This window comes from Sandarakinorhabdus sp. (assembly GCF_051860625.1).
Taxonomy (GTDB): Bacteria; Pseudomonadota; Alphaproteobacteria; order Sphingomonadales; family Sphingomonadaceae; genus Sandarakinorhabdus.
The window spans coordinates 96,505-117,400 of sequence record NZ_JBHYDQ010000005.1; the positions used below are offsets into that span (position 1 = coordinate 96,505).

Annotated in this window: 17 protein-coding genes and 1 pseudogene; 4 read left to right on the plus strand and 14 right to left on the minus strand. The window is 66.1% G+C overall.

All coding sequences use genetic code 11. The annotated features are described in order from the left end of the window. Window positions 1–15: 15 nt before the first annotated feature. Together ACTIEZ_RS06625 and ACTIEZ_RS06630 are read right to left on the minus strand one after the other, a co-directional pair. A complete protein-coding gene (locus ACTIEZ_RS06625; protein WP_439545875.1) occupies window positions 16–1,650 on the minus strand; it encodes a DUF885 family protein in 1,635 nt (544 codons plus the stop codon). Beyond that, a complete protein-coding gene (locus ACTIEZ_RS06630; protein WP_439545876.1) occupies window positions 1,647–3,341 on the minus strand; it encodes a DUF885 family protein in 1,695 nt (564 codons plus the stop codon). The genes ACTIEZ_RS06625 and ACTIEZ_RS06630 overlap by 4 nt, the downstream gene beginning before the upstream one ends. 120 nt (window positions 3,342–3,461) lie before the next feature. Between ACTIEZ_RS06630 and ACTIEZ_RS06635 the strand changes: the two genes are divergently transcribed. Next, window positions 3,462–5,123 carry a DUF885 family protein gene (locus ACTIEZ_RS06635; protein ID WP_439545877.1) on the plus strand — a complete coding sequence of 554 codons (1,662 nt, stop codon included), beginning with the start codon at window positions 3,462–3,464 and terminating at the stop codon, window positions 5,121–5,123. A gap of 110 nt (window positions 5,124–5,233) precedes the next feature. Next, window positions 5,234–6,640, plus strand: coding sequence for an aminotransferase (locus tag ACTIEZ_RS06640; RefSeq protein ID WP_439545878.1), 1,407 nt, complete (start codon window positions 5,234–5,236; stop codon window positions 6,638–6,640). Here ACTIEZ_RS06640 and ACTIEZ_RS06645 read toward each other — a convergent pair. The 3 genes and pseudogenes from ACTIEZ_RS06645 to ACTIEZ_RS06655 form a co-directional block, all read right to left on the minus strand. Next, window positions 6,637–8,160: an ABC transporter permease/substrate-binding protein gene (locus ACTIEZ_RS06645; protein ID WP_439545879.1), complete on the minus strand. Its 1,524-nt coding sequence runs from the start codon at window positions 8,158–8,160 to the stop codon at window positions 6,637–6,639. The genes ACTIEZ_RS06640 and ACTIEZ_RS06645 overlap by 4 nt on opposite strands. After that, the gene (locus tag ACTIEZ_RS06650; protein WP_439545880.1) at window positions 8,157–8,945 is read right to left on the minus strand and encodes an ATP-binding cassette domain-containing protein; all 789 of its coding nucleotides are present in this window, start codon (window positions 8,943–8,945) and stop codon (window positions 8,157–8,159) included. The genes ACTIEZ_RS06645 and ACTIEZ_RS06650 overlap by 4 nt, the downstream gene beginning before the upstream one ends. A gap of 49 nt (window positions 8,946–8,994) precedes the next feature. Beyond that, a pseudogene (locus ACTIEZ_RS06655) lies at window positions 8,995–9,075 on the minus strand (hypothetical protein); the annotation flags it as partial. Window positions 9,076–9,077: 2 nt separating this feature from the next. On the opposite strand from ACTIEZ_RS06655, the gene lnt reads away from it, so the two are divergent. Both lnt and metK read left to right on the plus strand, forming a co-directional pair. Next, on the plus strand, window positions 9,078–10,832 hold the full coding sequence (gene lnt, locus ACTIEZ_RS06660) for an apolipoprotein N-acyltransferase (RefSeq protein WP_439545962.1): 1,755 nt from the start codon (window positions 9,078–9,080) through the stop codon (window positions 10,830–10,832). Window positions 10,833–10,929: 97 nt separating this feature from the next. Next, entirely contained in the window at window positions 10,930–12,180 is a 1,251-nt protein-coding gene (gene metK / locus ACTIEZ_RS06665) for a methionine adenosyltransferase (RefSeq protein WP_439545881.1), read from the plus strand. A 3-nt stretch (window positions 12,181–12,183) separates the two neighbouring features. On the opposite strand, the gene ACTIEZ_RS06670 is transcribed toward metK, so the two are convergent. The 9 genes from ACTIEZ_RS06670 to ACTIEZ_RS06710 form a co-directional block, all read right to left on the minus strand. After that, window positions 12,184–12,474 (minus strand): putative quinol monooxygenase, encoded by a 291-nt coding sequence (locus ACTIEZ_RS06670; RefSeq protein WP_439545882.1) that lies wholly within the window; start codon window positions 12,472–12,474, stop codon window positions 12,184–12,186. 98 nt (window positions 12,475–12,572) lie between these two features. Further along, entirely contained in the window at window positions 12,573–13,121 is a 549-nt protein-coding gene (locus tag ACTIEZ_RS06675) for an HD domain-containing protein (protein ID WP_439545883.1), read from the minus strand. Window positions 13,122–13,143: 22 nt separating this feature from the next. After that, a complete protein-coding gene (locus ACTIEZ_RS06680) occupies window positions 13,144–14,862 on the minus strand; it encodes a class I adenylate-forming enzyme family protein (RefSeq protein ID WP_439545884.1) in 1,719 nt (572 codons plus the stop codon). A 105-nt stretch (window positions 14,863–14,967) separates the two neighbouring features. Beyond that, window positions 14,968–16,479, minus strand: coding sequence for a M28 family peptidase (locus ACTIEZ_RS06685; protein ID WP_439545885.1), 1,512 nt, complete (start codon window positions 16,477–16,479; stop codon window positions 14,968–14,970). Window positions 16,480–16,496: 17 nt separating this feature from the next. After that, on the minus strand, window positions 16,497–16,766 hold the full coding sequence (locus ACTIEZ_RS06690; protein WP_439545963.1) for an HPr family phosphocarrier protein: 270 nt from the start codon (window positions 16,764–16,766) through the stop codon (window positions 16,497–16,499). Between the two features lie 5 nt (window positions 16,767–16,771). Continuing rightward, window positions 16,772–17,173, minus strand: coding sequence for a PTS sugar transporter subunit IIA (locus ACTIEZ_RS06695; protein WP_439545886.1), 402 nt, complete (start codon window positions 17,171–17,173; stop codon window positions 16,772–16,774). Beyond that, window positions 17,170–18,519 (minus strand): RNase adapter RapZ, encoded by a 1,350-nt coding sequence (gene rapZ / locus ACTIEZ_RS06700; protein ID WP_439545887.1) that lies wholly within the window; start codon window positions 18,517–18,519, stop codon window positions 17,170–17,172. Before rapZ ends, ACTIEZ_RS06695 begins: the two co-directional genes overlap by 4 nt. Beyond that, a complete protein-coding gene (locus tag ACTIEZ_RS06705; protein ID WP_439545888.1) occupies window positions 18,516–20,078 on the minus strand; it encodes an ATP-binding protein in 1,563 nt (520 codons plus the stop codon). The genes rapZ and ACTIEZ_RS06705 overlap by 4 nt, the downstream gene beginning before the upstream one ends. Window positions 20,079–20,080: 2 nt before the next feature. Beyond that, complete coding sequence (locus ACTIEZ_RS06710) at window positions 20,081–20,821, minus strand: response regulator transcription factor (RefSeq protein ID WP_439545889.1); 741 nt, start codon at window positions 20,819–20,821, stop codon at window positions 20,081–20,083. Window positions 20,822–20,896 lie beyond the last annotated feature (75 nt).

A 20,896-nucleotide genomic window follows, 5' to 3' on the forward strand; every position in this document is an offset into this window, starting at 1 on the left:
TAGCCCAAACCGCCCTCACGGCATCGGCGGCGCATCCCGGAACCGCTTCACCTGGCCTTCATCGCCCAGCATCTCCCACCGCGTCAGCGCGATCGGGATGATGCCGCTGGCGATGAAACGATCATGGAACCGGCCCAGGTTGAATGCCTGGCCTTCCTTGTGGCCGACTTCGGCCAGCAACTGTTCCAGTTGCAGCTTGCCGAAATAATAGTTCAGCCCCAGCCCCGGCTGCCGCAGATACAGCGCCATGTCGTACACGGCGGTATCATCGGTCTTGGCCATCCAATAGGGCGTGCGTCCCGCCAGGCTGGTCAGCGCTTCGTCCAGGCTCCATTCGCCCGAATGCACCTTCAATTCCGGCGCCAGCCGCGCGGCGCGATTGGCCTGCAGGATATAATGAATCTCGCGCGCCTTGGGCCGGGCATCGAGCCAGCCGGCCTGCAGCATCATTTCCTCCAGATAGAAGGCCCAACCTTCGAAGCGCTGTGAATCAAGGAAATTCACCCGCGCCTGCCCGCGAATTGGGCGCGGGTCGCGGCTGCGCCACAGGAAATCGAAGATATGGCCAGGCAGATTATGCGCCCGCAAACTGCGCGGGTCGCGATCTTCGGCCTGGCGGAAGAAATTGCGGCGGATCGGCGGATCGAACGGGCCACCAACGGCCGGATCCTGATTCTGCGGCATCACATACGGGCCTTCCGGCGGCGGCACCACCAACCAGTCCGGCACGGTCATCAGGTCCTTGGCTTTCAGATAGGCCAATATATCCTCGTCCGCCTCCCGCCTGATGCGTTCGAAATCGGCGAGCGTCGTCACCGCCGGCAGCATCGGCTGGCCGCGATGCTCATGCTCCTCCATCTTCAGGAAGGCGACGCTGCGTTCCCACTCGCGCTCACCCAGCACCGCCATTTCGGCGGAATTCCACGGGAAATACAGCACATGCACCAGATACCAGTCCATCGCGGCCTGGCCGATGCCGGCGCCGGCCGGCACCTTGGAGTGCGTCTGTTCCAGCCAGTCGGCAAAGGATTTTGACGCGGCCTCCGCGGTACGCGCCGCTTTCGCCAGTGCCGGATCACTCTTCCCCAGATCGGCCGCCATGCGCGCATAGAGCCGGGCTTCGATACGGTGATGCGCCAGCGCCAGCGTGATCAGATCGCCCTTCATATCCGTCAGCGATGCACGCGCGGCGGTCAGCACGGCCGGCACGCTGGCCAGTTTCTGCGCCAGATCGGCGCGTGCGGCGGCATCTTTCAACGGCAGTTTTGGCGGCGCCCACGCCGTATCGACCTTCGGCCCCCAGCCGATGTCCAGCGTTGCCCACCACGACGGATCGCGTTGCCATTGGCGCAGATGGCGATGCTGGAACAGCACAGCACGCATTTCGCCAAGCGCGATCATCCAGTCGACGCGCTCCGCCACCGGCCAGCCGCTGTCGTCCATCGCCTCCAGCCGCACAAGCGCCGTGCGCGCTGCCGCTTCGCGCCGCGCCATGGCAGCCGGCGTGTGATCGGGCACGTTGGCGTTCGCGGTGAAGCCAATGTCGGCGCGGAACTGCGTGTAGAGCGCCACCAGATCGGCGTGGGTTGCCGCCAGCGCCGGCGTGGCAAGCAACAGCGCCGCCACGACCAGGCGCAGCGCCCACATCATGGCTGCACACCCATCGCCGTCACTTCATCCGTCGCGCCCAGCCACTGCCAGCGGATCATGCTGACCGGGATCATGCCGAAATCGCCGAGTCGGTCATAAAATCCCTTCACGGTGAAGCTGTCGCCCGGCAATTGCGCGCGCTCCTTCTCGGCCAGTTCGGCGAACAATTGCTCGATCTGGGCCTTGCCGGTGATGTAGCTGGGGCCATAGCCGGGGAAGCGCAGATACAGCGTCTGTTCAAAGCCGAGCAGTGGCAGATCGGGGCTCATCCAGCCGTTGGGCGTGCGCGACACCTGCATGGCCATCGCCGCCTTCAGGTCGATCTGATTGGCCTGGGCATAGAGCGCCGCCAGCCCGCGCGCGGCACGCTGGGCCTGCATGATCCACACCACCTCGCGGCTGCGCGGTTCCTTGTCGAACAGGCCGGCATCCAGCATCATCGCTTCCATCGCGGTGGCATTGCCCTCCGCGCGGCTCAGCCAGATATTGTACAGCAGCGCGTCGCGGCGGATCGGCGAGGCATGCGGGCGCGCCTGCATTTCGGCCAGATCCCACCAGTGATAGAAATGCGCGAACAGGCTGTTGGGTGCGCGCCCTTGGGCGATCGCGAAGAAATTCTGTTGGTCCGCCGGCACCCATTTGCCGATGCGCTTGGCCAGTTCCGGCTTCATGTAGGGGCGGATGGTCGCCACGCCGGTCTGGTCCATGAAATCGATGAAATAATCGATGTCGGCCAGGCTCTTGGCGTCCCATTCGGCCTGGCTGGTCGGGCTGGTCAGCGCCGGCAGCGCCTTGTGGTGATTTTCCTCCAGACGCAGGCCGCTATGGGCGCGAGCCAGCTCACGCTTCAGGATCGCGACCTCGTCGCTCCAGGTATAGGGCGAGAGCTGCACATTCTTCAGAAACCAGTCATAGGCCGGGATGCCGACGCCCGACGGCCCGGTCTTGGTTGGCCCTTGCGCCTTCACCCAGGTGATGAACGCTTCGGTCGCCGCCAGCGCATCGGCCGTGGCCTTCTCCAGCGCGCGAAACTCTTTTCCCTGGCCCTTGATCCTGCCCTGCAAACCACGCAGCGCATCGGCCTGCTCGCCCAGCGTGACCGGGCTGGCGTTCCACAAATCGCCGGCATTGCCGGTCAGATTGCCGCGCGCCTGTTGCAGCAGCCCCGGGATATGCGCCAGTTCACCGGCCAGCTTCGCTGCATCGGCCGTGCTCAGCGGAAAGCTGTACTGCCACAATTCAACGGGCGCGACGTGCACCGGGCCTTCGTGCGCCGGCGTGTCGCTCTGCGCCGACCACACGCTCAGATACCAGGCCGGATCGCGCTCCCAGGGCTTGGTCACCTCCAGATCGAACTTCAGCCCGTTCATTTCGGCCTGCACCAATTGCCGATCGACCTTGTCGGCCACCGTCCAGCCGTTGGTGTCGATCGCGTTCAGCCGCGCCTGGAACTGCGCCAGGCCGGCCGCCCGCGCCGCATTGGCCGCGGGCGTATAATCGGGCACGCCGCCGGTACCGCGTGAATTGTGGAACTGCCGCCAGTCGGCAAACAGCGCGTGCAGCTCCGCCGGCGTGCTGGCCTGCGCCGGGGATAGAGCGGGCGCGGTGGCCATCACGGCCGCCACAGCGATTGCGATCAGATATTTCATGCGGGCACCCCCCAGATAAGGTTCGTTGTAAAGCGCGGTCACTTGTTCGCATAGAATACATCGGTGCGCAAAGCGCGCAAATTTCTTGACGCTGGCCGGGCTGGCCGGCAGGCTGGGTTCAGCATTTTCAAACAGGATAGGGGGTCGGACATGACGCGGCAAATGGCAATGATGGCCTCGGCACTGGCTTTGGCGTTGAGCGCGCCGCTGGCGCTGGTGGCGGCGCCAGCCCACGCCGCCACCGCAGCGCCGGCAACCCCGCCGCAAGGCCGCGGCGATTACCGCGCGCTGAATGCCGTGTGGCAGGAATTTCTCGCCTGGCGCGATGCCCGCCCGGCCGCCGGCCTGCCCGATTTCACGCCGCAGACGATCGCGCGCCAGAATCTTGAACTGAACGCGCTGATGGCCCGCGTCGAGGATATGAACGTCGCCAGCTTCAGCCGCGCCGAGCAGGCGGACTGGCTGGCGGTGCGGTCGAAAATGGCGCAGCAGATGTTCTGGCTGCAGGTGTCCAAGCCGTTTTCGCGCGATCCCGGCTATTATGTCGATCAGATGCTGTATCCGCCGATGACCGAACTGCCGGTCAGCGGTGCCGACAAGGATCGGCTGCAGGCCCGGCTCAAGATGATCCCGCTGATCGCCGAACAGGGCAAGCGCACGCTGACCGAAGCCGCCGCCGACTATGCCGATCTGGCGCTGTATAATCTCGAAAATGCCGACGGCGTTGGCCACAATCACCCGTGGCGGCCGGTGCCGCCGGCCGGCGTGATCGGCTGGTTCGACGACATGGCGGTGCGCGCCAAGGAAAAGCAGCCCGAACTGATCCCCGAGATCATGGCGGCGCGTGCCGCAGCCATCCAGTTCCGCGACTGGTTGAAGGCCAACCGCCCGAAGATGACCGCCAAGGCCGGCATCGGCGAGGCGCGCTACAACTGGTATCTGAAAAACGTCAAGCTGCTGCCTTACAACACCGATCAGCTTTATGTGCTCGGCGCCCGCGAATCGCAGCGGCTGTGGTCGATCCACGCGCTGGAGGAACATCGCAACCGCAAGCAGCCGCCGCTGCTGCCCGCCGCCACCAAGGAAGACTATGATCGCCGCAAGGCCGACACCAAGGCCGCGATCACCAAGTGGCTGACCGACGAGGAGATCATCACCATCCCAGCCGATATCGGCAATCTGTATGTCAACGTGCCGTGGATCGAGCGGCAGGGCGGCCGCAACTTCTGGGAAGAAGTCCAGTATCGCGATCCCACCCCCGATCTGCTGCACGCCACCGTGCCCGGCCACGCCTTTGATGGCGCCATGGGCAAGCGTGACACCCACCCGATCCGCTCGCGCATTGGCGATGGCGTCCGCGCCGAAGGCTGGGGCGTGTATCTGGAAGAGGCCGCGCAGAAATTGGGTTTCCTGGCCGACCGGCCGCGGACCCGCGAGCTGATCGACATTTTCGGCATCTTCCGCGCCGTGCGTGTGGCCGGTGACATCGATCTGCAGCTTAACCGCAAGGGCGTGAAGGAGATTGTCGAGGAATGGCGGCAGATGACGCCCTGGCTCGACGAGAATGTCGCCCGGGTGGATGCCGAAATCTATCTGCGCCGCCCGCCTGGCTATGGCATCGGCTATACGGTCGGCATGATCGAGATGCAGAAACTGCTGGCCGACGTCCGCTTCCAGGAGGGCGACAAGTTTGAACTGAAGCGCTTCCACGACCGAGTCATGACCATCGGCCGCATCCCGATGAGCCTGATCCGCTATGACATGACCGGCCGCGACGACGAGGTGAAGCATTTCTGGCGGATGGATCCCCTGCCACCGGCTTGACCGGTGGCAGCATTACCAACCGCCACCGGCTTGACCGGTGGCAGCATAACAGTTGCCGCCGGCGTGATGCCCGGCCTATCCTTCCCCACCATTTGCATGAAAGCCCGACGATGAACCGCCCACTCAGCGCCGCCGACCTGTTGGCCATGGACCAGGCCCATGTCTTCCACCCGTTCACCATGACCGCCGATCATGAGGACAATGGCCCGGCGGCGATGATGGTCGGCGGCAAGGGTTCGCGGCTGACCGACGTGCAGGGCAAGGAATATATCGATGCACTGGCCGGGCTGTGGTGCGTGAATGTCGGCTATGGCCGGCCCGAACTGGCCGAAGCCATGCGCGCCCAGGCCGAACAACTGCCCTATTTCCACGGTTTTTCCGGCATGGCCAATGATGTGGTGGCGCAGCTTTCCGCGCGGCTGGTCAAGCTGGCGCCGGCCGGCATGAAGAAGGTGTTTTACGGCAACAGCGGGTCGGACGCCAACGACACCCAGGTCAAGATCGCCTGGCTATACCATGCCGCCAAGGGCAAGCCGGCCAAGCGCAAGATCCTGGCGCGCAGCCGCGGCTATCATGGCGTGACGGTGATGACCGCCGGCTTGACCGGCCTCACTGGCCTGCACGATGGCTTTGGCCTGCCGCTGCCTGGCATCAGCCATGTGATGGCGCCGCGTCGCATCTGGGAAGGCCATGGCCTGTCGGACGCCGAGTTCGCGCAGAAGCTGGCCGACGATCTGGAAGCCACGATTGCGCGCGAAGGCGCTGACAGCATCGCCGCGATGATCATGGAGCCGCTGATGGGCGCCGGCGGCGTGCACGCCCCGCCCGCCGGCTATTACCAGGCCATCCAGCCGATCCTGAAGCGCCACGATATCCTGCTGATCGCCGATGAGGTGATCTGCGGCTTCGGCCGGCTGGGCGCCATGTTCGGCAGCGAAGTGTTCGGCATCCAGCCCGACATGATGACGGTCGCCAAGGGGCTGACTTCGGCCTATTTCCCGCTGTCTGCCTGCATCGTGTCGGATCATGTCTGGCAGGTGATGCGCACCGCCGAAGGCAAGTTCGGCGCGTTCGGCCACGGCTATACCTATTCCGGCCACCCGGTCGGCGCTGCGGTCGCCATGGCCAATCTCGACATCATCGAGCGCGAAAATCTGGTGGCGCAGGCAGCCGTCACCGGCAATCACATGCAGGAGGCGCTGCGCGCCGCCTTCGGCAACCATCCGCTGGTCGGCGATGTGCGCGGCCAGGCGCTGATCGGCGCCGTCGAATTCATTGCGGGCCGCGATGGCGACGGCCGACCGGTGGCCTTCGATCCTTCGCTGAAAGTGTCCGCCCGCATCGTCAACGCGGCGCGTGCCCGCGGTGTGATCGGCCGCGCGCTGCCGGCATCGGATTCGGTGGCCTTCTCACCGCCGTTCGTGATCACCAGGCAAGAAATCGACACGGTGGTGGGCGTATTCCGTGAGGCTGCCGACCAGGTGATGGGCGAATTGCGTGCGGCGGGGCAGTTCTAAAGCCCCGTCTTCGCTTTCAGCCATTTCGCCGCTTCAGCCGGGCTGCGCTTGTCGGCCGGCCGGTCCGCCTGCCAATTGGCCTCACGCATCGCCTCGACGGGAATCCGCCCCTCATAGCGCGCCAGCCGACGCACAAGTGCATCACGCCCCGGCGCCACCAGCAGCAGCGCATCATAGGCCGGCAAGGCGCTGCGATCGTCGGTGATCAGCACCAGATCATCGCCAGCCAGCGTGCCATCGCTGCTGTAGGCGGTGATCACATCCGCAGCGCCATCGCGCAGCGCGGCCATCATCAGCACCGGCGTAAAGGCGCGGATATTGGCAAAGCCCAAGCCATAGCTGCGCTGCAATGCCGCCCATTCGGCGCGCGACAGAAATTCCAGATCGGTGGCCAGCCGCAATTTGCCGGACACGCGCGCCAGATCGCTGATGGTCTTCACGCCAAGCCGTGCTGCATCCTCCCGGCGCATCGCCAGCGCATAGGCATTTTCAAACCCCAGCCGCGCCGCCACCGTCACGCCGTACCGCGCCTTCAGTTCGCGGGCCAATATCGGCAGCATCACGTCGCGCGGCGGCGTGTCGGTGCGGCCCAGTGCCTGCGTCCACAGCGTACCCGAATAATCGATGCTGATGTCGATGCCGCCGGCCGCCACGCTCTGGAAGGCGATGCCCGATCCCAGCCCGGAGCGCACGCTGGCCGGCTGGCCGATGCTGGCCAGATCATCGGCAATCAGTTCGGCAAGAATATATTGCTCGGAAAAGGTCTTGGTGCCGATGGTCACGGCCGGCATCGCCGTGGCCGGCCGATCCAGCCGCCACCACGCCGTGACGCCGCCTGCAATCAGCGCCAGCAGGATCAGGCCCTGCGCCGCCGGCCGCCAGCGCCGCTGCGCAATCCCGGCCTGGCACCAGCCGAGTGCCCCATCGACCAGCAGCGCAACCCCGGCCGCCGCGACGCAGCCCAGCAGCACCTGCCGCCAATCCTGCAACTGCAGCCCGGCAAAGATCAGATCGCCCAGGCTTTTCTGACCGACCATCGTCGACAAGGTGGCAGCACCGATCGTCCACACCGCTGCGGTGCGCAAGCCGCCCATCACCACCGGCGCGGCCAGCGACAGCTCGACATGGAACAGGCGCTGCCAATCGCTCATGCCGATGGCGCGGGCCGCATCGCGCACGCCATCGGGCACCGCCGCCAGCCCGCCGGCCAACCCGCGCAGCAGCGGCAGCAGCGCATAAAGCGCCAGCGCCAGCAGCGACGGCAACAGGCCCAGCGACGGCACCGGCAGGCCGGTCACGTTGCGCAGCAGCACCAGCAGCGGGAAAAACAGCGCCAGCAAGGCCAGCGCCGGCACCGTCTGCACCACGCTGGCAAAGCCCATCACCCCGCTCCGCAGCCACGGCCGCGCCGGCATCAGCAGCGCCAACGGCACCGCCACCAGCAGCGCCAGCAGCAGCGCCGCCGCGCTGATCGCCAGATGCGCCGCCAGCGCCGAGGGCAGGACGGCCAATCCGCTCATTTCAGCTCAGCCCCCAAACCATGCAGCGCCTGCGCCTGCGCCAATGGCCCCGCCACCAGCGCCTGCACAGCCGGGTGCGGGTCAGCCGCGACCTGCGCCGGCGGCCCCGCCGCCACGATGGTGCCGGCATCCAGCACCAGCATCAGATCGGCACGCAACAGCGCATCCACCAGATCATGGGTGACCAAAATGGTCGTCAGCCCCTGCGCCCGGTGCAGCGCCACCAGCCGGTCGGCGAGCGCGGTGCGGGTTTCCGGATCGAGCGCGCCGAACGGTTCATCCAGCAACAGCAGGCGCGGGGACACCGCCAGCGCCCGCGCCAGCCCGACCCGGCTCGCCTGCCCGCCCGACAATTCGCGCGGAAACCGGTCGGCCAGATGCAGCGGCAACTCGACGAGCTCCATCAGCGCGGCAGCACGCGCCTGCCGCCGCGGCTTGTCCCAGCCCATCAGCCAGGGCACCGCCGCGATATTGTCCGCCACCGTCCAGTGCGGAAACAAGCCGCCGCCCTGCACGGCATAGCCGATGCCGCGCCGCAGCGTTTCGGCATCAACGCCGGCGATATCCTCGCCCGCGATGCGGATCGTGCCTTCGCCCGGCTGCACCATGCGATTGATCAGCCGCAACAGGCTGGTCTTGCCCGCACCCGAGCTGCCGACCAGTGCCACCAGCGTGCCGGGCGGGATGACCAGATCGATCCCGCGCAGCACCGGCCGCCCGCCCAGCGCCAGCGTTACGCCAGACATCGCCAGCGCCGATGGTTCCTTGTCTGGCAATTGCCCCATGGGCTGCTTCTGGCACAGGCATGGCGTGCGCCCCAACTCCAAAACGCCACTAGCGCGACTCTGCGTCCCTCGCTAACCCATGCGTCCATGCCAAACCGGATCGCTCTGCCGCTCGCTCTTGTTGCCGGTTGTCTGGCTGCGCTGGGTTTTGCCCCGCTCAGCCTGTGGCCCGTCGCGCTGGCGGCGGTAGCCGGCCTGTTGTGGCTGGTGTCGCGCGCCCGCGGGCCGGGAACGGCGGCGCTGATCGGCTGGCTGTTCGGCATCGGCATGTTCGCGGTATCGCTGAACTGGATTGCCACGGCCTTCACCTACCAGGCCAAGATGCCACCGGTGCTCGGTTGGTTCGCGGTGGTGTTGCTGGCCATGTATCTGGCGCTGTTCGTGGCAGTGCCGGCCGGGCTGGCGGCGATCCTGCGCAGCCCGTCGGCGCGGATGCTGGCGCTGGTGGCGCTGTGGATCCCGGCGGAATGGGCGCGCGGCCTCATCCTCACCGGTTTTGCCTGGAACCCGCTTGGCGCCATCTGGCTGCCGGTCATCGGCATGGCGCAATGGGCCGGCACGGTCGGCGCCATCGGCCTGACGCTGATTTCGTTGCTGACGGCAGCCGGGCTGGTGGTGCTGCTGGTCGGGCCGGACCGGCTGGCGCGCGCGGGCGGTGGCGGGTTGATCCTGGGTGCGGCCGTCGCCGGGGTGATCGGCAATGGCGGGATCGTCGATAGCGGTTTCATCGGCCCGGCGTTGGTCGTCGTGCAATCCGGCATCAGCCAAGGCGAGCGTTATGATGCCGAGGCCGTGGAGCGCCACCTCAACATCCATCTCGATCTGACACGGCTGGGCCTGGAACGCGTCGAAAGCAATGCGCGATCCGATCTGCCCGATGTGTCGATCCGCGAAACCCGGATCGGCGTGGCCGAAGGCATTGATTCGCCGCTGCGCCCCAGCATCGGCAAGGTTACCGGCGATCTCGACAGCCAGATTGCCGCCGGCCTGGCCTTGCCGCCACCCGCTGCTATCGGCAGCAGCCGCAGCAACCGGCTGGCCATGCCCGGCGCCGAGGCTGATGCGCCGGTGGCGGGCCCCGGTGGCAACCCGCAGATCGTGCGGCGCGCGCCGGCCAAGACGATACCGACGCTGATCGTCTGGCCCGAAGGCGCCATCGACAGCCTGATTGAAGAAGATGCCGCCACCCGCGCCCGCATCGGGGCGGTGCTGCGCCCTGGCGATCTGCTGCTGGCCGGCGGCACCGGTGTGACCCGCACCGGCGGCACGACCCGTTATTCGAACAGCCTGTTCGTCCTTGATTCCGAAGGGCGGATCCGCGGCCGTTACGACAAGGCGCATCTGGTGCCGATGGGCGAATATGTGCCGTGGCGCCATATCCTCGAGCCGATGGGCATTGCCCGGCTGGTGCCCGGTGACACGGATTTTGCGCGTGGCCCGGGGCCGCGCACGGTCGAATTGCCGGGGTTCCTGGGGGTATCGCCGGTGATCTGTTACGAAATCGCTTTCCCGCAGGCCGTGGCCCAGGAAACGCCGCGCCCCGCCTGGATTGCCAATGTCTCCAACGATGCCTGGTTCGGTGCCTGGGGCCCGCCCCAGCATGCCGCCCAGGCGCGGCTGCGCGCCATCGAGGAAGGCCTGCCTGTCGCGCGCGCCACCCCCACCGGGCAGACCGTGGTGATCGACGGCTATGGCCGCGTGCTGAACACGGTGGCAGGCACGACGGCCGAAGCCATCGTCACCACCATGCCGCCGCCGTTGCCGACACCGTTGTTCGTGCGCGTCGGGGCTGGGCTGGCCATGCTTGGCGCCCTGCTGGTGGCGGGCCTGGCGCTCTTGCTGCATGCCCGCACCGTGCAGCGCGTTGGCAGCGTGCAGGCCGTCTGAACCGGCGACGACCGGCATATAAACATCTCGTTATATCACTTGCGCAGGTGCCGTGGCCTGCGTATGACGGCCGCGCATCAGCAGTCGGGATATCGATATGGGCCGTTCCTCTTTCCTGTTCACGTCTGAATCCGTTTCGGAAGGCCATCCCGACAAAGTGGCCGATCAGATTTCCGACGCAGTCGTCGATCTGTTCCTGGCCCGCGATCCCGAAGCCCGCGTGGCCTGCGAGACGCTGACCACCACCAACCGTGTGGTGCTCGCCGGCGAAGTGCGCGGGGCCGGCATGATCGATGCCAACGGCAATTGGGAACCGGGCGCGCAGGAAGACATCCAGCGCACCGTGCGCGAAACCGTCAAGCGCATCGGCTATGAGCAGGATGGCTTCCACTGGCAGAATCTCACCTTCGAAAACCATCTCCACCCGCAATCGACCGACATCGCGCAAGGGGTGGACGCCAGCGGCAACAAGGATGAAGGTGCCGGCGATCAGGGCATCATGTTCGGCTATGCCACCGATGAAACGCCCGATCTGATGCCGGCGACGCTCTATTATTCGCACCGCATCCTGCATCGCATGGCCGCCGATCGCCACAGCGGCGTGGCGCCGTTCCTGGAGCCGGACGCCAAGAGCCAGGTGACCCTGCGCTACGAAAACGAAGTGCCAGTGGCCGCCACTGCCATCGTCGTTTCCACCCAGCACGCGCCGGACTATTGCACGCCTTATGAAAAGCACGGCGCTCGCGGCGGCGACGCGGCCAAATATGCCGAGCTGCGCGATTATGTTATGGGCGTGCTGCGCGACGTGCTGCCGGCCAGCTTCCTGTCGGCCGACACGGTCCTCCATCTCAATCCCACCGGCAAGTTCGAAATCGGCGGCCCGGATGGCGACGCCGGCGTGACCGGGCGCAAGATCATCGTGGATACTTATGGCGGTGCCGCCCCGCACGGCGGCGGCGCGTTCAGCGGCAAGGATCCCACCAAGGTCGATCGTTCGGCCGCCTATGTCTGCCGCTATCTGGCCAAGAATATCGTGGCCGCCGGCCTCGCCAAGCGCTGCACCATTCAGCTGAGCTATGCCATCGGTGTGGCAGCGCCGCTGTCGATCCATGTCGATCTCCACGGCACCGGCACCGTGGCGGAAGCCGCAGTCGAAACCGTGCTGGCCGATCCGGCCAAGCTGGGCTTCGCGCTCACGCCGCGGGGAATCCGCGTGCAACTGGGCCTCAATCGCCCGATCTATCAGCGTTCGGCCGCCTATGGCCATTTCGGCCGCACGCCGGATACCGATGGCGGTTTCAGCTGGGAACGGCTGGACCTGGTGGATGCCCTGAAGGCCGTGCTCTGAGCCTCACGCCACCCCGTCGAGATACTCCACGTCCGGCCGCCCGGCCAGGCTGGCCCCCAGCGCCGGGCCAGCGGCCTTGAAATGCGCACTTTCGCCATGCGCCTTCAACGCATCGGCGTCGGCATAAAGTTCCAGCACCTTGTAGGTGAGCGGATCGGTCTTGGAGCGGGTGAGCTGGTAGGCCAGATTGCCCGGCTCATTGGCCCGCACCGCAGCGCTCAACGTGCGAAACGCCGCCTCGAACGCCTCGGCGGTGCCGTCCTTGATCTTCAACGTCGCGATAACCCCGATCATCTGCATCTCTCCTGCTTGCCGCCGCAGCGTGGCGCAGGCAGCGCCGTTCCCCAAGCTGGCAAAATGAGGGACGCCGGACGGCCGCCGCAGCGCAGCGATCAAATCGCCCGCTTCGGCGCCGCAAATACCCGGCGAATCTCGGGCTCAAAGCTTTCCAGGCTGTCCACATCGTAATTCGGGTCGAACGCCGGCGCGTCCCATTTGTCGACGATCTTTTCCGCCATGTCGAACCACGGCTGGCCGCGATATTGCTCGCGGGCATTCGGGTCCTTGCCCAGATGCTCGTAATAATAACGGCCCTGGAAATCCTGATGGTGGACGATGGCGTGGTAAATCTCGTCCGACACATAGGGTTTCAGCATTTCGCCGGCGATGGCGCCATGGTTGGGAATGCTGAACAATTTGCCGATATCGTGGCACAGCGCCGCCACCACTTCTTCATCAGTGGCGCCATCGCGGCGGGCCAGCGTGGCGGTCATCAGGCTGTGCACCAACTGATTGGCGCCAAAACCGACCTCGATCGCCTCAAGGCGTTTCAGGGAATCGATGATCTGATCAGCGGCGGCCGAGCGCTGGTGCTTCCCATGCTCGGCCGCGATGTGCATCCAGTCGTCTTTGGTGCCTTCCAGCATGGTGGTGAACATCATCTCTCTCCCGATTCGAGGCAGGTCAGCCCGCCCAGATGGCACGATATTGCTTGCGCAAGGACACCTTGTCGATCTTCGCCGATCCCAGCTTGGGCAATTGTTCGGCCGCCATCCACACCTTGGCCGGCACCTTGTAGGCCGCCATCGTGCCCTTCAGGAAATCCACCAGCGCATCCGGGTCCATATGCTCGCCCGGTTTGGCATAGACCACGGCACCGACAATCTCGCCCAGCCGCTCATCGGGCAGGCCGAACACACTCACCTCCGCCACCGCCGGATGGGCATAGATGGCCGATTCCACTTCCTGGCAGCTGATATTCTCGCCGCCGCGGATGATGATGTCCTTCTTGCGGTCGACGATGAACAAATAGCCTTCCTCGTCGAGATACCCAAGATCGCCGCTGCGGAACCAGCCATCCCCAACGAACGCCGCAGCGGTGGCCTCGGGCTTGTTCCAGTAACCGCGGCAATTGCACACCGACCGGATGCACACTTCGCCCACGGCGCCGGGGGGCAAGGCATCGCCCACCGCGCCATCGCCATCAGCAATGCGGATTTCCACCAGCGGCGGCGCCGCGCGGCCCGTGGAGGCCGGCTTGGCGCGATAGGATTCGCGGATATTGCCGGCACCCACGCCATTGGTCTCGGTCAGCCCATAGCCCTGCACCGGGTGCTTGCCGGCAAATTCGCCGGCCAGCCGCTCGACATGCTCGGGCGGGCGCGGCGCGCCGCCGCTGGCGATATCGACCAGGGTGGAGAGATCATATTTGTGCCGGTCCGGGTGCTGCATCAGCTCCAGGCTCATCGTCGGGACGCCGACGAAATAGGTGCAGCGCTCCTTCTCGATCAGGCGCAGCGCTTCGCCGGCATCCCATTTGTGCATGATGATCATCTTGCGGCCGATGGCGATCGACACCAGCAGCACCGGCACCAGCCCGGTGATGTGGAACAAGGGCACATTCAGCAGCATCACCTGCTGTTCGGCCGGCGCCACGCCCGCCTTGGCCGACAATTCCAGCAGGGCCAGGCCGGTGACCAGATAGTTCATCGATGCCGACACCTGCGCGCGGTGCGTCGACACCGCGCCTTTCGGGCTGCCGGTGGAGCCCGATGTGTACATGATCGTGCAATCATCTTCCGGCGACAGCTCGGGCAGATACCACATCGTGTCGGGGCTGGCCGCCAGTTCATCCTCGGCGCGGGCAAAGCCCAGCTTATGCGCGACCTCGCCCGACGTGCGCACGGTGATCACCTTGGCCGAGCACGACAAGGTGGCCAGGCGGCGGGCGCGTTCTTCATCGGCGACCACCAGCGGGGCGCCGGAATCGCTGATGCCGTACCCCATTTCCTCGGCCGTCCACCAGGCGTTCATCGGGATGCACACCGCGCCCATGTGCACGATCGCGCAATAGGCGATGATCCATTCCGGATAGTTGCGCATGGCAACACCCACCCGGTCGCCCTTGGCGATACCATGGCGGTGCTGCAGCATGGCGGCAAATTTCAGGGCGCGGGCATGGACATCGGCAAAGGTCAGCCGTTCGTCGCCAAAGACCAGAAACTCCTTTGGCCCTTGCGCCGCAAAGAACATGGCCAGAAATTCGCGCATCGTCGGCGGCGCCGCCGTGAACATCGGCATGGTCACCCCGCGCACCGGCGTTTGCGCCACGCCCAGCATGCCGCCCGGTGCGGTGATGCCGGCCACCACATCATCAAGCGCGGTATCGAGCGCGGATTTCATGATCTTCTCCCCAAATATCGGCAGGCCGCTCCCACGGCTCTAACATTGCCTTTGTGACATGTTGAGCAATGCTTGCAAGCGCAAGGATTTGGGGGGTTTTGCCGATCAGGTGCCGGGCTTGGGCGAAAGCCTCGGCGTTTCCGGCGCATGCGCCGCGGTTTCCACCAACAGATAGAAAAAGCGGTTGAAATCCTGCGCGGCATCCAGATCCATCGGCGTCGTCATGTCGTCCTGCGGGCGGTGGTAGCGGCGCACGTACCAGTCGCGATACAGACGTTCTTCCTGGCTGCGCGGGTTGAACGCGAAGATGAAGTTCACCGCCGGGATGCCGGCCTCCATGAACGGCCACGAATCGACGCGGCGGATCAGGTTGCGCTCCGGTTCCAGATCGGGGCGAATGCCGATCTTCAGGCCCTCAGCGACGGCCTTCGCGGTGTCGGCCAGCGTGTTCTGCCCCAGGCCGTGCAGGGTGAGCGCCTTCAGCGGGAACAGCGGCCGCAATTGGTCGAGATTGATGACGCCGGCCAGTTGATCTTTCGGCACGGTCGGGTGCTGCAGCCACCAGCGCGCGCCAAGCAGGCCCTTTTCCTCCGCCGTCCATGCCGCGAACAGCAGCGGCCGGGCAAAGCCCTTCCCTTTGCGACGCGCCGCCAACTGGCTGATCAGCGCGACATAAGCGGCATCATCGAGCGTGCCGTTGTAAAGCGCATCGCCATTCACCGGCTCACCAAAGCCATAGCCATCGATATGCGCGCCAAGCAGCAGATATTCGCCGGCTTTCGCCGGATCAGTGCCGGGCAGCAGGCCGATCAACTGCTGGCTGGTGAATTTGCGCTGCGACGTCGTCAGCTTTGCTTCGAAGCGGCCGGGCAGATCGAACGACTCGAGATCGCGGTGCAGGCCGGCATCGGTGAGGATGGCCGCCGCCAGCCGCCCAGACCCGGCAATCAACGTGGCCAGGGCGGCGCCATTGACCCGGAACTGCGGCAGGCCGCTCGGCAATGTCACGCCATCATGCGCGACGCTGCGCGCATAGGCATCCGGCCAACGCGGCGGCTCGACCAGAAAACCGACATCATCGATGGTCAGCAACGCGATGGCGCCGGCGGCAGTGACGGCAGCCAGGCGTTCTGCGCCATTGGCGCGACCGGTCCGGCGGCTGCCGAAACACACCGCGATCTTGCCTTGCAGCGCCGGGCCAGCCTCTGCCCCAATCTCCTTAGCGCTGCAATAACCGGCAAAGCGCATCGCGCCGCCGAGCGTCGCCGGCAGATCCGTTGCGGGTCGCGGCGTGATGTCATGCAGAAACTTCAGCGGCACAGCGCTGCCATCCGGCGCCACCACGCGCATCTCCGCGCTGGTCACGGCGACTTCGTGCAGCGGCACCGTCTGCCGGAAACTGCCATCTTCCCCGGCCGGCTGCAGCCGCGCGTCCTTGAACCAGCGTTCCACCAGATCGATGGCGCGGGCATGGCCGGGGCTGCCGGCATCACGGCCTTCCATCGCATCGCTGCTCAATTCCGCCGTGCGCGCCAGCCAGGCGCGGGTGTCGGCATCAGGTTTGGCGAAGGCCGGCGCGGCGAGAAGGGCGAGCAACGGGAGGAGGTGGCGCATCATCGCAAGCATGGCCGCCCTCAATCCTCGCCGAACTTGTCCTGCACCAGGCCGACCAGCTTCGCGAGCGCCGCCTCCGCCTCACGCCCGGTCGCGCTGATCTCGATTTCATCACCGATCGCAGCGGCCAGCATCATCAGGCCCATGATCGACGTGCCAGTCACCGAAGCGCCATCGTGCGATACGGTCACCTCCGCATCGAAGCTGGAGGCCAAGGTGACGAATTTCGCACTGGCCCGGGCATGCAGGCCGCGGCGGTTGCAGATGGTGACCCGGATGGGCCCAAACACCTGGCTCAAGCCGCCTCGCCCAGCATGCGGCTGGCCACGGCAATATATTTGCGTCCGGCATCCTGGGCGGCCTGCACCGCGGCCTCCACGGTGCCGGCCTTGCGTACGCTGGCCAGCTTGATCAGCATCGGCAGGTTGACGCCGGCGATCACTTCCACCTGCGGCCCGAGCAGCGAGATGGCGAGGTTGGACGGGGTGCCGCCAAACATGTCGGTCAGCATGATGACGCCCTGGCCGCTGTTGCAACGCTGCACGGCCGCCGCGATATCGGCGCGGCGGATTTCCATGTCGTCGTCGGCGGCGATGCAGATCGCCTCCACGCTGGTCTGCGGACCAACGACATGTTCCATGGCCGCCAGAAATTCGGCTGCCAGCCCCCCATGTGTTACCAGAACCATCCCGATCATCGGCCGCTGGCCTCACGCCCTTCGCCTGAGTCTGTCAATGGGGGACCTGCCACAACGGCGGCATCACCCGCCAATTTTGCGATGTCCCGATGCAACAGGGCCACGGGTTGCCCGGAGCCACGCAGCCGGGCGGCCAGATCGCGGGCGGTGGCGACACTGCGATGGCGGCCGCCGGTGCACCCGATGGCGATGGTCAGATATGCCTTGCCCTCCCGCGCATAGCCGGGAAGCAAGGTGCGGACCAGATCGTCGAACTTGTCGAGCGTGGCGGCATAGAGCGGATCGGCCGCGACAAAGGCCGCGACTCGGTCATCCTCCCCGGTCAGCGGCCGCAGCGCGACATCCCAGTGCGGATTGGCCAGGAACCGTACATCCAGCACCAGATCGGCATCGCGCGGCAGCCCGGCGGCAAAACCGAAGCTGAGGATGGTCACCGTCAACCCCGGCGAGGAGCCGCCAAAGCGCTCGGCGATGCGGGCGCGCAGATCGGTGACCGACAGATCGGTGGTGTCGATCACCAGATCGGCGGCGCGTTTCAATGGCACCAGCAGGTCACGCTCCGCCACAATCCCATCGATGGCCGGGCGATCGAGGCTGAGCGGGTGACGGCGGCGGGTTTCGGAAAAGCGCCGGATCAGCACATCATCGGCGCATTCCAGGAAAATCAGCCGCACATCGCGCCCACCATCGCGCAAGGCGGCAATGCGCAGCGCCAGCGCGGCCGGATCAAAGGCGCGGGTGCGGCTGTCGATGCCCAGCGCCAGCGGGCGCGTCGCCGCGCCGGCGATCAGCGCATCGAGCAGCGACAGCGGCAGATTGTCGACCACTTCATGGCCTGCATCCTCCAGCGCCCTCAGCACGGTGGACTTGCCGGCACCGGACAGCCCGGAAATGATGAGGATCGGCTGGCTCACGCGGCAGCTTGTGCCCGGCAAGCCGTGGCTTGCCAAGGCCCGCGCCGCGCGCTGCGGCGCTGATGCGCCTGACGGGTCGAACGGCAGCAGCGGGATGGTTTCGCCGGCCAGTTCCATCTGCTCGATTTCGGGCATGCGGGTCGGTGGGCGGGAGAGGTCGAGCGCCAGGGCGATCCGCGCCGGCGCGGTTGGTTCCGGCACGATGCCGACGCCGCGCACTTCCAGCAGGCCTGAAAGCCGTGGCGGCGCGCTGGCGATCAGCACTGGCCCGGCTTTGGATACCAACACGCGATCATCAGCCACCAATTGCCAGCCATCGGCCACCAGACGCAGCGCCATATCGGATTTTCCGGCCCCCGATGGCCCCAACAGCAGCACCGCACGGCCATCCAGCGCAACTGCGGTCGCGTGCAGGGTTTCAGGCGCGGTCATGCAGCCGGCAGCAGCACACGGAACCAGGCGCCGCCGCCGGGCGCATCCTCCACCACGATCTGGCCGCCATGTGCCGCCACGATGGCCGCCGCGATCGACAGGCCCAGGCCGGAATGGCGGCCGAAATCCTCCTCCGGCGGGCGTTCGGAGTAGAATCGGCTGAAGATATCCCGGCGATTCGCGGCTGGCACGCCGGGACCCTGGTCGCTGACCGCCAGTTCGACCTGATCCCCGCTGCGTTCGACCGTCAGCGTGACAATCCCCTGTTCAGGCGAGAAGCTGATCGCATTGTCGATCAGGTTGCGCAGCACCTGGGCGAGCCGGCTGGCGTCGCCTTCGATCATTACCGGCGCCGACAAACCGGCCCGCTGCACGGTCACGCCGCGCGGCTGGCCGGCGATGCCATAGGCGCTGACCAGGCCATCGGCGAGCGCGCCGGCATCCAGTGGCTGAAACCCGGTGCGCGACAATTCCGCGTCCAGCCGGCTGGCATCGGCAATATCGGTGATCAACCGATCGATGCGGCCAACATCATCCCGAATCACATCAAGCAATTGATTTCGTAAAGCGGGTTGCTCGACCTGGCCCAGCACATCGACCGCCGACCGCAAGGAGGCGAGCGGGTTTTTCAGCTCATGCGCGACATCGGCGGCAAAGGCCTCGGTGGCATCGATCTGGCGCCGCAGCGCAATCGACATGTCGGATATGGCCCTGGCCAGCGCACCGATCTCGTCACGGCGCTCGGGCAGGCGCGGCACCACCACCTCGCGGCGCCGGCCGAGCCGCACCCGGTGCGCCGCCACCGCCAACAGGCGCAGTGGCCGCACGATGGTGCGCGCCAGATACAGCGACAGAAACAGCGTCAGTGCCGTGACCGACAGCAGCAGCCAGGCCGAGGTCAGTCGTTCACGCCGCAGGATATCGGCCAGATCATCGGCCGAGTCGGTGAACAATATCGCCCCCACCCCCGGCGCCGCCGCGGCCGCCGAGACGATCAGGCTGCCATCGTTGGCGCGGCGCAGATCGGTCGCCGCCCCGCCGCGCGCCATGGCCACGCCAAGTTCCGGCCAGGCCGCCGCGATATCGCGCGACGGTTCGGCATAGGGCGCCGCAGTCTGGAACCCCAGCACGGCATCAATGCCGCGGTCAATTGCCTTGGCCGACGCGCGCTGCCAGCCATATTCGGCTGGATTTTCCACGACAAAACGGGGGTTTGCCGGCGATTGCCAATTGTCGGCGAGGCGATTGCCGTCGAGGCCATAGAGGCGCACGCGGGTGCCGCGCGCCAGGCCCAGCCGGGCAATGCTGGCGGCACGGTCGGGCGGCGGCAATTCGCCCACCAACCGCACCACCGTCAGCGCCTCATTGGCCAGCGCCGCCGTGCGTTCATCCAGCAACCGCGAGCGCACCGTGTCGAGATAGAGCAACATGATCGCCAGCACGATCACCGCCACCAGATTCACCGCGAAGATGCGGGCGCGCAACGATCCAAAGCCCAGGCCCCGGCGCCATTCCTGCACGGCCTCCTCGCCGCGGGCGCCAAAGCTACCGGGCGCCAAGGTCAGTCTTCGTTGAAGCGATAACCGACGCCATACAGCGTCTCGATGCCCTTGAACTGGTGATCGACCGCGCGGAACTTCTTGCGCAACCGCTTGATATGGCTGTCGATCGTGCGATCATCGACATAGACGTCGTGGGCGTAGGCAGCGTCCATCAACTGGTCCCGCGACTTCACGAACCCAGGCCGCTGCGCCAATGTTTCCAGAATCATGAACTCGGTCACGGTCAATGCGACATCGCCGCGGCGGCCTTCGCCAGCATCCCAGAATACGCGGTGACGGGCCGGGTCCATGGTCAGCCGCCCGCGCAGGATCGGCTCCACCGCCACCGCATCGACGGCGTCCGGCGCCGCCCGGCGATTGGCCGTGCGGCGCAGCACCGCCCGGATGCGCTCGATCAACAGCCGCTGGCTGAACGGCTTGCCGATATAATCGTCGGCACCCATGGCAAGGCCGAGGGCTTCGTCGATTTCGGTGTCCTTGCTGGTCAGGAAAATCACCGGCACCTGGCTTTTCTCGCGCAGGCGGCGCAGCACCTCCATGCCATCCATGCGCGGCATCTTGATATCCAGCACCACCAGGTCGGGCAGGTTTTCCACCAAGGCTTTCAAGGCAGTATCGCCATCGGAATAGAGCCGCACCGCAAAGCCTTCGGCCTGCAGGGCAATCGACACCGACGTCAGGATGTTGCGATCATCATCGACGAGGGCGATCGTGGGGGATGGCGAAGGGACTTGATCCATCGTGGCCTATGTGAAGCGCCAGCGCGTGTTTCGCAAGGCCGGCGGCTAATATCTGTAATTGGTCGAGTCGCGGCC